Genomic DNA, 13,055 nt, shown 5'->3' on the forward strand with positions numbered 1-13,055 from the left:
TTTAATGTTGTTTAGAAATACTTGATGGTCGCACGATCTCTCAGTGCTTTTACCCAATCTTTAGAAGCCGCTTGGGCTTGTTTATCGACTAATTGTTCGTAGGCTTTTTGCATATAGGCATCTTCGGTGCGATCGCTTTCACGGGTATCCGTTACTTTGAGAATATGCCAACCAAATTGCGATTTGAACGGGGCGGAAATCACGCCTTTTTTACTGTTTTTCGCGGTTTTGGCAAATACCGGATCATAAATATCCAAGAAATTCCAGCCTAAATCGCCCCCCTCAGCAGCGGAGGCATAATCGACAGAATTAGTACTTGCCGCCTGTTCAAAGGTTTGCTTGCCGGCGTTAATCTCGGCGGCAATCTCCGTCAGTTTCTGCTTGGCTTGCTTATCATTTAAAATCGGGGTTGTTTTTAACAAAATATGGCTAATGCGGTGCTGTGTGCCGGTTACGGCTTTGATTTTGCCGTTCGCTTTTGCTTTTTCCATCATCTCTTTCGCAAGGGCTTGCACCTCTTGCGGTTCAACCTGAATCGTTTTGCCGATAGATTGGTGGCGGATTTGCTCCATTAACATTTGATGGGCAATCTGTTGGCGATACTGGTTGAGGGTAATACGTTGCGAGTCAAGGTAATCCAATAATTGCCCGTAAGTGATCCCGTTTTGGCGGGCAATATTTTCGATGACTTGATCGACATAAGCGTAATTCACTTTAATACCGGATTGTTGAATTTCACGTTGTACAATGAAATCGTTGATCAGATCGTCTAATGCCGCTTTGCGGTTGGCCTCCGTATTGGCACGCTTGCCCAATGCTTTTTGTACTTCGCTTTGCATCAATGGATGACCGTCAACGGTTGCCACCACACGTTCTTCCGCTTTAAGTTGAGCCACGCTCAACAACGCACAAGCGGCGACGAGAAGTGATTTTAGGTGAGTTAATTTCATTTGTTATTCCTAATTCAAGGTAAGTCGTCAAAATAGATGATTGTTAGAATCTCGTTCGCTGAAAAGGTTCACAGCGATTGGATTTTCTTAATCACGTTGGTGGTAGAGCAGCCGTTTTCAAAATTCAGCACCCGTACCTCGCCGCCGTTTGCCCATACCTCTTGGCTGCCGGCAATCTCTTGCGGTTGATAATCGCCGCCTTTGACTAATAAATCCGGTAAAATGTCGCCGATTAAGCGTTGCGGGGTATCCTCACCAAAGGGGACGACCCAATCGACAGAGGCTAATCCGGCTAACACCGCCATTCGCGCCTCCAAATCGTTAATCGGGCGGCTCTCGCCTTTAAGACGTTTGACCGACTCATCGGTATTGACCGCCACGATCAAACGATCGCCCAATTTTCGTGCATTTTCGAGGTAGGAAACGTGTCCCGGGTGTAGAATATCAAAACAGCCGTTGGTCATCACGATTTTTTCGCCGCGGGCTTTCGCCTGTGCCACGATAGCTTTTAAGCTCGGTTCACTTACCACACCAAAGCCTGTTTCGGTACGTTGGTGGATTGCCGTTTCCAGCTCTGATACGCTGACGGTCGAAGTGCCGAGCTTACCGACCACTACCCCTGCCGCCGCATTGGCAAGATAGCAGGATTCCTCAAGGGAACGCCCGTCCGCAATCGCTGTTGCCAACACGCTGATTACCGTATCGCCTGCGCCTGTTACATCATACACTTCTTTCGCTTGGGTCGGTAAATGGAACGGCGGTTGGTTTGGACGAAGTAGTGTCATTCCCTTTTCCGAGCGGGTAACTAAGAGAGCGGATAAGTCAAAATCGGCGATCATTTTTAGCCCTTTTGCCACAATTTCGTCATCGTTCGCACAATGACCGACCACCGCCTCAAATTCCGCCATATTCGGGGTGAGTAATGTTGCCCCCCGATAACGTTCAAAATCCGTGCCTTTCGGGTCGATTAACACCGGCACATTGGCTTGACGGGCAATTTGGATCATTTGTTGCACGCAAGCGAGCGTACCTTTGCCGTAGTCGGACAGAATCAAAGCCCCGCAAGCGGTAATATCCGCCGCTAATTTTACAAGCAACGGCTGGCTGTCCACCGCGTGAAAGCCTTCTTCAAAATCCAAACGCAGTAATTGTTGGTGGCGGGAGAGAATACGCAATTTGGTGATTGTCGGGTGAGTAGCGAGGGCAACACAGTGGTTTTGAATGTGGTGGGATTGTAATAGCGTATCTAGCGCCCGCCCCGCATCATCTTGCCCGATTAAGCCGTGTAAGATCACCGGTACGTTCAGGCTGGCGATATTCATTGCCACGTTGGCAGCCCCTCCTGCCCGTTCTTCCAACTCTTGCACTTTTACCACCGGTACGGGTGCTTCCGGCGAAATGCGGTGGGTTGCGCCGAACCAGTAGCGGTCTAACATTACATCACCCAGCACTAATACCTTTGCTGCGGTAAATTGAGGAGAATATTGCATCATCATTTTTATCTCATCAGTTAGAGTAAACAACGCAAGCGGTCTGATGACAAGATGTTTTCGCAAAAAATCGGTGTTATCCGACCGCTTGTTTTCGGTTATTTTCGGTTTTTCTTGATAAATTTCATCAAACGTTTCCGTTTGCGTAGCTGACTTGGGGTCAGCTTGTTGCGCCTGCCGGCAAACGGGTTATTACCTTCTTGGAATAGCACCCGAATCGGCGAGCCGATAATTTTCAAACTTTTACGGAAATAATTGGACAGATAACGTTTGTAGGAATCCGCTAGCCGATCAATTTGGTTGCCGTGAATGACGATAATCGGCGGGTTATAGCCGCCCGGATGCGCATATTTCAATTTTACTCGGCGGCCATTAACTAACGGCGGCTGATGCTCGTCCGTTGCCATTTGCAAAATACGGGTGAGCATTGAGGTCGTCATTTTCTGTGTAGCGCATTGATACGCTTCTTGGATTGAGTCAAACAAATTGCCCACGCCACTGCCGTGTAAAGCGGAGATAAAATGCACACGGGCGAAATCAATAAAATCCAACCGGCGATCGAGTTCCGATTTCACGTTATCTTTAATATCCTGCGATAAGCCGTCCCACTTATTCACCACAATCACGAGGGATTTGCCGGCATTTAAAATAAAGCCGAGTAGCGACAAGTCTTGATCGGAAATATTATCACGGGCATCAATGGTGAGGAGTACCACATTGGCATCTTGGATCGCTTGCAGGGTTTTAATCACCGAGAATTTTTCCACTGCCAAATGCACCTTGCCTCGTTTACGCACTCCCGCCGTGTCAATAATGGTGTAATGCTGACCGTCCCGCTCCATTGGGATATAAATGGAATCACGGGTTGTGCCCGGCATATCGTACACCACTACCCGATCTTCGCCTAAAATACGGTTGGTGAGGGTAGATTTCCCCACGTTCGGGCGACCGACAATCGCAATTTTGATATTTTTATCGTCCGCCGCATTGTCGTTTTCTTCCTCTAACGCATCGTCTAAGAGGGCGGTATCGGCTTCATTCTCGAAATCAAAATCGTGATCCCATTCGTCCTGTTCGACATCGTTGTTGTCATTTGCAAGATCTTGCTCGGATTCGACCGCTTGTTCTACCTCAAGGGATTGGGTGAGCGGTGCAAGCACCTGTTCTATCAGTTGCGTTACGCCCCGCCCTTGTGCTGCCGCAATTTGTTCGACTTCGCCTAAGCCAAGGGAATAAAACTCGGCGCAGTGGGAATCGGCATCAATGCCGTCTGTTTTATTGGCGACCAAAACGGTTTTTTTCTCGTGCTGGCGTAAATATTGTGCAATGCCGATATCTGCAGGTACTAAACCGGCTCGTGCGTCCACCAAAAACAGGACGACATCGGCTTCATCAATCGCCAACAACGATTGCTCCGCCATTTTTTCTTCTACGCCTTCTTCCGTGCCGTCAATCCCGCCGGTATCAATGACAATAAAATTGTAACCGCCGACATTGGCTTGCCCGTATTTGCGATCTCGGGTAAGCCCCGGAAAATCCGCCACCAACGCATCACGGGTGCGGGTCAAGCGGTTAAATAATGTGGATTTTCCGACATTAGGTCTGCCCACTAGGGCAACAACAGGAGTCATAAACAACCTCTATTTAATTTGGTTTGCACAGTTTTGCAAAATGGCGACATTATAACGTAAATATTGCAAAAGCTCTGCGGTTTTTCGTGTCGTAGGAAAATCAATTCCCTGCCTTTATCGGCTAACCAATCGTTGTGCAGCCGTATTGCATCAGTTTTTGCTTGGTAAAATTGGTACGGAAGCCGGCACTTTGGTTATTCAGGCTGATCACGCCGATCATTCCGTTACGGCAACGGTGTTTGTTGATGAACACTAAATTGTAGCCGGCTTCTTTGGTATAGCCGGTTTTGTTGAGCGCCGCATCAAAAATTTCGTTTCTGACAAGGGCATTGGTATTGTGCATATAAATATGTTTATTGCCGACTTTCACCAGTGTTGCCCGTGTATTTGACAGTTCCCGAATCATCGGTTTTTGTAAAGAATAACGGGAAAGTTTGACTAAATCCGCCACGCTGGACACATTTTCACTGGATAATCCCGAACTGTCTTTGAAGTGGGTCGAGTGCATTCCCAGTTGCTTGGCTTTTTGGTTCATTTTCTGAATGAACTGCGCACGGCTCATTCCGGCGGCACGGGACAGGGCGTGGGAGGCATAGTTGTCCGATTGCACTAACATTGCTTTGAGTAACTCGTGGCAGGCAATCGGTTTATTTTTCGGTAAATGGGTATAAGTGCCTTTAATGAAGTCCGTATCGGCTGGTGTAATTGCTGCCGTGCAGTGTTTATCGGTATTATTTTCCAAAAATACATTTGCCGTCATCAATTTGGTAACGGACGCTATCGGCTTAATTTGATTTGGCTGATGGCTTTCTAACACACGATTGTGGCTAAAATCATACACGACATAGGATTGCCCTGTGTAAGCCGCAGCGAAAACGGGGAGAAGACCAACGGTCAATAACAGTTTTTTTAACATAATTAAGTCAGTATCGAGTCAAAAAAGGGCTATATTACAATGTTTTATGCCACACCGCTATGCTTTCGTCTGCCAACAACGTTGGATAAAAGGCAAAATCTCCGTCAAAGCCTCTGAAATTGCAATCAGCGTGAGATTTTTTTCCGTCTTTTTCCCCAAAGGCGGCATAAAAGCGATGTGTTTATCTGCATCGTTAATCGGTCGCCACCGCCGAGGAAGCGCGGAACGGCGGCTAGGGTAAAAGCCGATCGTGGCAATATTGAGTGCGCCGCAAATATGGAGCGGGCCGGTTGAACCGGCAATAAACAGATCGGCACAAGCAAGCGAATGGCAAAAATCGGTGAGACTGTCATTTTTGTCGTACACTGCAACACTCGGATGAGCAATCAGTTGTTGCAGAGCGAGGGCTTTTTCGCTTTCGTTTGGGCCGGCGGTTAAGATCACTTGGCAATCAAATTGCGCTAAAATCCCTTGAATCAGCTCGGCGTATTGATGAAGGGAAAGATTGGTTGCCGAGCCGCCCGTACCGGCGTGTACAAACAGCCATTTTTGAGTCGGATCAATCCCCAGTTGTGCCACCAACTTCGCTTTTTGCGAAGCAACAGTTGTTGGCGAAAAGGCTAGAAACGGCGTGTCAGGCTCGATCACCGGCTGATTGTGATCCTGCAAAAAGCGGCGGGCTAAGTCTAAATTATATGCCGATTCCGCTTTTTCCGAACGTGAGCGGCGTTGGGTTAAGCGTTGATTATAGAGAAATTGAAACAGCTTGGTTGCAGGGGCTAATCGGTAAGCAATGCCGCTTCGCCACGTGAGTTTTGCGTTATACCAATCGGACACAAAGCAAATCGTTGCATCAAATTGGGCGGAACGCACCGCTTGCAAGATACGTTGTTGTTCAGCCTTTGACTTTTTATCGGCGGTATCGACGATCACCTTGTCAATAAACGGGCAAAGTTCGGCGAGCGGAGCGGTATAACTCGGCACGAGTGCCGTGATTTCAAGGTTCGGCATTGAGTGCTTAAGCATAGCAAATGCCGGAAAGCAGAGCATAAAATCGCCGATTTTATCATTGCGAATAACAAGCAGTTTTTTCATCTTCATTGTCTGTTAGAGAATGGGAGTGCTATCTTAGCATTTTTCCATTTATCCCCCTAGATGTCGGAGATTTTAGATGTAATTTTTCCGATTTTCGACTAGAATAAGGCGCATAAACGCAACCGTTTGCGTTTTGTTCATTCATTTTACTCACGTTTCAATAGGAATTTGTATGTCTGCGACAATTTTAGAATCTTTACCCTTAGGTCAAAAAGTCGGTATTGCCTTTTCAGGCGGTTTAGATACGTCCGCCGCGTTACTTTGGATGCGACAAAAAGGGGCAGTGCCTTATGCTTATACGGCAAATCTTGGACAACCCGATGAAGATGACTACAACGCTATCCCGAAAAAAGCGATGGAATATGGCGCAGAAAATGCACGTTTAATTGATTGCCGTGCGCAGTTGGCTCACGAAGGCATCGCTGCAATTCAGTGCGGTGCATTCCACATCTCCACAGGCGGCGTACCTTATTTTAATACCACCCCCCTTGGTCGCGCCGTAACGGGTACAATGTTAGTGGCAGCGATGAAAGAAGATGATGTGAATATCTGGGGGGACGGCAGCACCTTCAAAGGCAATGATATTGAACGTTTTTACCGCTACGGCTTACTCACTAACCCGCAATTAAAAATCTACAAACCGTGGTTAGACCAAGCCTTTATTGATGAATTGGGCGGTCGGCACGAAATGTCGGAGTTTTTAATCGCTAACGGTTTCCAATATAAAATGTCAGTAGAAAAAGCCTACTCTACGGATTCCAATATGCTCGGCGCTACCCACGAAGCGAAAGATCTAGAGTTCTTAAACACGGGCATTAAAATTGTGAAGCCGATTATGGGCGTGGCATTTTGGGACGAAAGCGTTGAGATCAAACCGGAAACCGTATCCGTTACCTTTGAAGAAGGTGTACCGGTAGCCTTAAACGGTAAACGTATTGAAGATGCGGTAGAATTGATTTTAGAAGCTAACCGCATCGGTGGTCGCCACGGTTTAGGAATGTCCGACCAAATCGAAAACCGCATCATTGAAGCAAAAAGCCGCGGTATTTATGAAGCGCCGGGAATGGCGTTACTGCACATTGCCTATGAGCGTTTAGTTACCGGTATTCACAACGAAGACACGATTGAACAATACCGCATCAACGGTTTACGCTTGGGTCGCCTGCTTTATCAAGGTCGCTGGTTCGACCCGCAAGCCTTAATGCTACGTGAAACCGCACAGCGTTGGGTTGCCAAAGCGATTACCGGCACAGTTACCCTTGAGCTACGCCGTGGTAACGATTACTCCATTCTTAACACCGAATCGTCAAACTTAACTTACGAAGCCGAGCGCTTGAGTATGGAAAAAGTCGAAGACGCTCCGTTCACCCCGGCAGATCGGATCGGTCAATTAACAATGCGTAATCTTGATATTGTCGATACACGGGAAAAATTAGGTATTTACACAAATACCGGTCTACTTTCCGTTCAAAATAATGTCTTACCACAGCTTGGGAATAAATAGTTAAACTAATAAAAAGCCGATGAAAAGTTCATCGGTTTTTTATTTTGTGAAAAATATACTATAACTCACCGCTTGTTAATAAGTTAAAAATAATAAAACCCACCATAAAAGGTGGGTTTTGTGAATAAAATCCGTTTCTTGTTACAGAATTTCTTTCGCTTTTGCGACAATATTTTCGGCGGTGAAACCGAATAATTTGAATAGCTCGCCTGCCGGGGCGGATTCACCGAAGCTGTTCATTCCGATGATTAGGCCTTCAAAACCAACATATTTGTACCAGAAATCGGCAATACCCGCTTCAATGGCAATACGTTTAGTTACGTTGCTCGGTAATACGCTTTCACGGTAAGCACTATCTTGCGCATCAAAGACATTGGTACTCGGCATTGAAACCACGCGTACTTTGCGACCTTCCGCACTCAACACCTCTGCCGCTTTAACGGCTAATTCCACTTCCGAACCGGTTGCGATTAGAATCAGTTCCGGTGTGCCTTCACACTCTTTCAGCACATAACCGCCACGGGCAATATTAGCTAATTGAGCGGCATCACGAGGCTGTTGCGCTAAGTTTTGGCGGGTGAAAATCAAGGCGCTTGGACCGTTTTGTTTTTCTACTGCGGCTTTCCAAGCCACTGCCGATTCCACTTGGTCGCACGGACGCCAGGTATCTAAGTTTGGAATTAAGCGTAATGCTGCAGTTTGTTCGACTGGTTGGTGAGTCGGACCGTCTTCACCTAAGCCGATTGAGTCGTGGGTGTACACAAATAAGACACGCTGTTTCATTAACGCAGCCATACGCACGGCGTTGTGAGCGTATTCCATAAACATTAGGAAGGTTGCACCGTAAGGAATAAATCCGCCGTGCAGGGCAATGCCGTTCATAATCGCTGACATACCGAACTCACGCACGCCGTAGTTGAGGTAGTTTCCGTCTTGGTTGTGATCGGCACGGATAGGCTTAGAGCCTGACCACAGGGTTAAGTTGGAGCTGGCTAAATCCGCCGAGCCGCCTAAAAATTCCGGCAGTAAATGGGCGTAGGCCTCAATCGCATTTTGTGAGGCTTTGCGGCTGGCGATGGTTGCAGGGTTTGTTTGCAGTTTTTCGATGAAGGCTTGTGATTCCGCCGCCCAGTTTTCCGGCAGATTACCTTCAACACGGCGTTTAAATTCGGCGGCAAGTTCCGGGTAAGCGGTCTGATAAGCGGCAAATTTTGCATTCCACGCTTTTTCGGCGATTTCGCCTTTTGCTTTGCCGTCCCACGCCGCATAAATCTCCGCCGGAATTTCAAAAGCAGAGTGTGCCCAGTTGAGATTTTGACGGGTGAGTGCAATTTCGTCATTGCCTAGCGGCGCACCGTGGCTGTCGTGAGAGTTGGCTTTATTTGGCGAACCGTAACCGATAATGGTTTTACAGATAATTAAAGTCGGGCGCTCTTTTTCTTCTTGAGCATATTCAATCGCTGCTTTGATTTGCTCGGCATCGTGCCCGTCCACATTGCGGATAACGTGCCAGCCGTAAGATTCAAAACGCATTGCGGTATCGTCCGAGAACCAGCCTTCAACGTGTCCGTCGATTGAGATGTTGTTATCATCGTAAAACGCAATCAATTTGCCTAAGCCTAATGTGCCCGCTAATGAGCAGGCTTCGTGGGAGATCCCTTCCATTAAACAGCCGTCACCAAGGAAAGCGTAGGTGTAGTGATCGACAATTTGATGACCTTCACGGTTAAACTGTGCGGCTAAGGTTTTTTCCGCAATCGCCATACCGACAGCGTTCGTAATACCTTGACCGAGCGGGCCTGTGGTGGTTTCAACCCCCGGTGTATAGCCGTATTCAGGGTGTCCCGGTGTTTTAGAGTGAAGCTGGCGGAACTGTTTGAGATCCTCAATGGAAAGATCGTAACCGCTTAAATGCAATAAGCTATAAATGAGCATTGAACCGTGCCCGTTTGATAAGACAAAGCGATCACGATTTGCCCACGCCGGATTGCTTGGGTTGTGAGAGAGAAAATCACGCCATAACACTTCGGCAATATCTGCCATACCCATTGGCGCACCGGGGTGGCCGGAATTGGCTTTTTGCACAGCGTCCATACTTAAAAAGCGAATTGCATTTGCCAGTTCTTTACGTTCTGCCATTATGTACTCCTAGAAATAAAATAAAAAGTTCTTTGATTTTACACTATTTTGTGCAAGGAAAGCGAAAAAGATGGTCAGCAAAATGTGATCTACTTCACATTTTATTGACCATTATTCCATCAGGCTTTTTCGGTTTTTTGTTGTGCTGCCCGTTGGCGGCGGATTTCTTTCGGATCGGCAATCAGCGGGCGGTAAATCTCAATCCGATCCCCGTTTTCGACCAGATCCGTTAATTTTGCCGGCCGGCTGAAAATGCCGACTTTATTTTCACGCAGGTCGATTTCCGTATATTTTTGCAACACGCCTGATTGCAAAATGGCATTTTGGATCGAAATTGGCGTATCCAGCGATAGCGTTTTGGTGAAATATTTATCAGGATAGGCGTACACAACTTCAATAACGATTTTCGATTCAGACATCATAGACCTCCTTTGCCCGTTGCTTGAACGCATTCACCATTTTCAGCGTTAATTCATTAAAAATTTTGCCGAACACAAGGGCGATCATCGGGTTGGCGAACTCAAAATCCAACGTCAGCCGAATATGGCAACTTTGCTCGTCAAAGGGCTGAAATGTCCAAGTGCCGTGTAAATGACGAAACGGGCCTTGCAGCAGAGTCATTGTGATTTTCTCATTTTCGATCATCGTATTATGCGTGCTGAACGTTTGGCGAATGCCGAGTTTTTCAATGATCAGTTCGGCATTTAAGGTATTTTCGCCCAAAGAGAGCGTTTTCGCCCCGACACAGCCGGATAAAAACTGCGGATATTGCTCGTAGCCATTCACTAAACGATACATTTGCGCCGCACTATACGGCACAAGGGCGGATTGATTGATCGTTGGCATTCTACTCTTTATCTAAAACATCAAAGAAAGCTAGTGTAGCACATTACAAGCGGTCGGTTACTGTCAATTTTATGCAAAACGGCGTAAAATTCCGCCCAAATTGAATTTTAGGAATGATGACGATGGAGAATGTTCGCTTAACTCAATATAGCCACGGTGCCGGTTGCGGCTGCAAAATTTCCCCGAAAATCTTAACCCAAATTTTGCAGACCGAACAGGCAAAATGGTTCGACCCGAATTTGTTGGTCGGCAATGAAACCCACGATGATGCGGCGGTGTATGACATCGGCAACGGCATCGGCATTGTCAGCACGACCGATTTTTTTATGCCGATTGTGGATGATCCCTTTGATTTCGGGCGTATCGCTGCCACCAATGCAATCAGCGACATTTTCGCAATGGGCGGCAAACCGATTATGGCGATTGCGATTTTAGGCTTTCCGATCAGCAAACTACCAGCGGAAGTGGCACAAAAAATTGTGGAGGGCGGACGTTTTGCCTGCCAACAAGCAGGCATAGCCCTTGCCGGCGGGCATTCTATTGATTCCCCCGAACCGATTTTTGGTTTAGCCGTTACCGGTGTTGTCTCTACCGAAAAAATCAAAAAAAATGCCGCCGCCACCGCCGGCAGCCAACTGTTTTTGACCAAACCGTTGGGAATTGGTGTTCTGACCACCGCTGAAAAACAGGGCAAATTAAAGCCCGAGCATCAAAATCTTGCCCGTGATGTAATGTGCCAAATGAACCGCATCGGTGCGGATTTTGCCGAGATTGACGGTATTACCGCAATGACCGATGTAACGGGCTTCGGGCTGTTGGGGCATTTGAGCGAAATTTGCCAAGGCTCGCAGTTACGGGCGGTGATGAATGTTGCGGGCATTCAAGTGCTGGACGGGGTCAAACACTATATCGCCCAAGGGGCAGTGCCGGGCGGCACGCAACGCAATTTCGACAGCTATGGTCATCTCGTTTCACCGCTGACGGATGAGCAAAAAGCGATTTTGTGTGATCCGCAAACGTCCGGCGGCTTATTGATTGCCGTTGAGCCGCAAGCGGTTGAAACCGTCAAAAAAGTGGCAAACGCTGCCGGGGTATTGCTCTATCCCGTGGGAGAATTAGCAGACTATGATCCGACAAAACCGTTGATTGAAGTCAATTAACTCATCAATGAGGACGAAAAATGGAACAGCAGTTTGATGCCGTGATTGTCGGCGGTGCAGTAACCGGCTCGGTGCTTGCGTTAGCATTAAGCAGTGCTAGCGGGCGTAAAATGCGGGTAGCGATCATCGAAAAACAGTTGTCCGATTATCAACAGCAGGGCGGCTTTGATGCCCGTTCGATTGCCTTGGCGTACGGTTCATTGCAAAAAATGGCAAAGATCCGACCGCTTGGCAGCGACAATTTAGCGGCACTGATAACAAAATTTGCCACGCCGATTAAGCAAATACAGGTCTCCGATCAACATCATTTCGGCAAAACCACCCTACGAGCCGATGAGTTAAAACTGGATAACTTTGGCGTGGTCGTAGAGTTGGCGACACTGGGGGAAACCTTAGCGAAAGCGATCGTCCAACAGCAAAATATCCACCTGTTCTGTCCCGATACGGTGCAGTCGCTCACACGCACGGCGGAAAAATGCACGCTCAAACTGGCTTCGGGGGAACTGCTCGACACGCCGCTGCTGATTGCGGCAGACGGCATTCAATCTCGCATTGCCCAAATGTGCGGGGTGGAAACGGTGTATGTGAAGGATTATCGGCAATCGGCGGTGATTGCCAATGTTGAACTTGCCGAACCTCATCATAATCAGGCTTTTGAGCGTTTTACTGCCCAAGGGCCGTTTGCCCTGTTGCCGTTGGCGGAGCGGACAATGTCGTTGGTGTGGTGCGTACAACAGCCCGATGAAATAATGGCGTATGCCGATGCACAATTTTTGCGTGCACTACAACAGCAGTTCGGTTGGCGGCTCGGTAAGTTTTTACGGGTGAGCAAGCGGTTTGTTTACCCGCTTTCTTCGCAAAAATCGACCAGTCATATTCATCACCGCTTGGCGATTGTCGGCAACGCCGCCCAGCTACTGCATCCGGTAGCAGGACAAGGGTTTAATTTAGGAATGCGTGATCTGTTTAGCTTGGCGGAATTGGTTACGCAGGCTTTTCAAACTGGGCAGGATCTCGGCGGTATCAGCCTATTATCCGAATTTGAGCAGCGGCGACAGGCCGATCAAACCCGCATTATGCGCAGCACCAGCGCCTTAATTAGCCTCTTTTGCCACGACACATTGCCGGTACAGATTTTGCGGAATTTAGGGCTATTGACCCTATCCCATTGTCGTGGGGCAAGAGAGCAAGTCGCCCACCAAGCACTTGGCTGGTAGGTTTTTAAAATTGGTAAGCGGGCAGTTTGGTTGAAAATTTTGCATTACTATGTGGTAGCGACACTAAGCAAAATCATTGCTCATCGATAGGGACGCAAGGCTTGCGT

The 13,055-nt window shown here is 47.7% G+C and carries 11 protein-coding genes; 3 read left to right on the forward strand and 8 right to left on the reverse strand.

Annotated elements, in window-relative coordinates; translation table 11 throughout:
* Positions 1 to 11: 11 nt before the first annotated feature.
* The 5 genes from E4T80_RS02755 to E4T80_RS02775 all read right to left on the reverse strand — a co-directional run bounded on the left by E4T80_RS02755 (position 12) and on the right by E4T80_RS02775 (position 6,082).
* Positions 12 to 950 carry a peptidylprolyl isomerase gene (locus E4T80_RS02755; protein WP_135054731.1) on the reverse strand — a complete coding sequence of 313 codons (939 nt, stop codon included), beginning with the start codon at positions 948 to 950 and terminating at the stop codon, positions 12 to 14.
* 68 nt (positions 951 to 1,018) lie between these two features.
* On the reverse strand, positions 1,019 to 2,446 hold the full coding sequence (gene hldE, locus E4T80_RS02760; protein ID WP_135054733.1) for a bifunctional D-glycero-beta-D-manno-heptose-7-phosphate kinase/D-glycero-beta-D-manno-heptose 1-phosphate adenylyltransferase HldE: 1,428 nt from the start codon (positions 2,444 to 2,446) through the stop codon (positions 1,019 to 1,021).
* Between the two features lie 92 nt (positions 2,447 to 2,538).
* Complete coding sequence (gene der, locus E4T80_RS02765; RefSeq protein ID WP_135054735.1) at positions 2,539 to 4,071, reverse strand: ribosome biogenesis GTPase Der; 1,533 nt, start codon at positions 4,069 to 4,071, stop codon at positions 2,539 to 2,541.
* Positions 4,072 to 4,192: 121 nt separating this feature from the next.
* Complete coding sequence (locus E4T80_RS02770) at positions 4,193 to 4,987, reverse strand: D-alanyl-D-alanine carboxypeptidase family protein (RefSeq protein ID WP_135054737.1); 795 nt, start codon at positions 4,985 to 4,987, stop codon at positions 4,193 to 4,195.
* A 57-nt stretch (positions 4,988 to 5,044) separates the two neighbouring features.
* On the reverse strand, positions 5,045 to 6,082 hold the full coding sequence (locus E4T80_RS02775) for a glycosyltransferase family 9 protein (RefSeq protein ID WP_135054739.1): 1,038 nt from the start codon (positions 6,080 to 6,082) through the stop codon (positions 5,045 to 5,047).
* 172 nt (positions 6,083 to 6,254) lie between these two features.
* Here E4T80_RS02775 and argG point away from each other — a divergent pair, with 172 nt between their 5' ends.
* Positions 6,255 to 7,586 carry an argininosuccinate synthase gene (gene argG, locus E4T80_RS02780; RefSeq protein ID WP_135054741.1) on the forward strand — a complete coding sequence of 444 codons (1,332 nt, stop codon included), beginning with the start codon at positions 6,255 to 6,257 and terminating at the stop codon, positions 7,584 to 7,586.
* A 141-nt stretch (positions 7,587 to 7,727) separates the two neighbouring features.
* Here argG and tkt read toward each other — a convergent pair whose 3' ends face one another.
* The 3 genes from tkt to E4T80_RS02795 all read right to left on the reverse strand — a co-directional run bounded on the left by tkt (position 7,728) and on the right by E4T80_RS02795 (position 10,571).
* Positions 7,728 to 9,725 carry a transketolase gene (gene tkt / locus E4T80_RS02785; RefSeq protein WP_135054743.1) on the reverse strand — a complete coding sequence of 666 codons (1,998 nt, stop codon included), beginning with the start codon at positions 9,723 to 9,725 and terminating at the stop codon, positions 7,728 to 7,730.
* Between the two features lie 119 nt (positions 9,726 to 9,844).
* Positions 9,845 to 10,144, reverse strand: a complete 300-nt coding sequence (locus E4T80_RS02790) for an RnfH family protein (protein ID WP_135054745.1) — start codon at positions 10,142 to 10,144, stop codon at positions 9,845 to 9,847.
* Positions 10,137 to 10,571: a type II toxin-antitoxin system RatA family toxin gene (locus E4T80_RS02795; protein ID WP_135054747.1), complete on the reverse strand. Its 435-nt coding sequence runs from the start codon at positions 10,569 to 10,571 to the stop codon at positions 10,137 to 10,139. Before E4T80_RS02795 ends, E4T80_RS02790 begins: the two co-directional genes overlap by 8 nt.
* A gap of 122 nt (positions 10,572 to 10,693) precedes the next feature.
* On the opposite strand from E4T80_RS02795, the gene selD reads away from it, so the two are divergent.
* Together selD and ubiH are read left to right on the forward strand one after the other, a co-directional pair.
* Positions 10,694 to 11,731: a selenide, water dikinase SelD gene (gene selD, locus E4T80_RS02800; RefSeq protein WP_228064875.1), complete on the forward strand. Its 1,038-nt coding sequence runs from the start codon at positions 10,694 to 10,696 to the stop codon at positions 11,729 to 11,731.
* Between the two features lie 20 nt (positions 11,732 to 11,751).
* The gene (gene ubiH, locus E4T80_RS02805) at positions 11,752 to 12,948 is read left to right on the forward strand and encodes a 2-octaprenyl-6-methoxyphenyl hydroxylase (protein WP_135054749.1); all 1,197 of its coding nucleotides are present in this window, start codon (positions 11,752 to 11,754) and stop codon (positions 12,946 to 12,948) included.
* Positions 12,949 to 13,055 lie beyond the last annotated feature (107 nt).

It is taken from the genome of Muribacter muris, assembly GCF_004569585.1.
Taxonomy (GTDB): Bacteria; Pseudomonadota; Gammaproteobacteria; order Enterobacterales; family Pasteurellaceae; genus Muribacter; species Muribacter muris.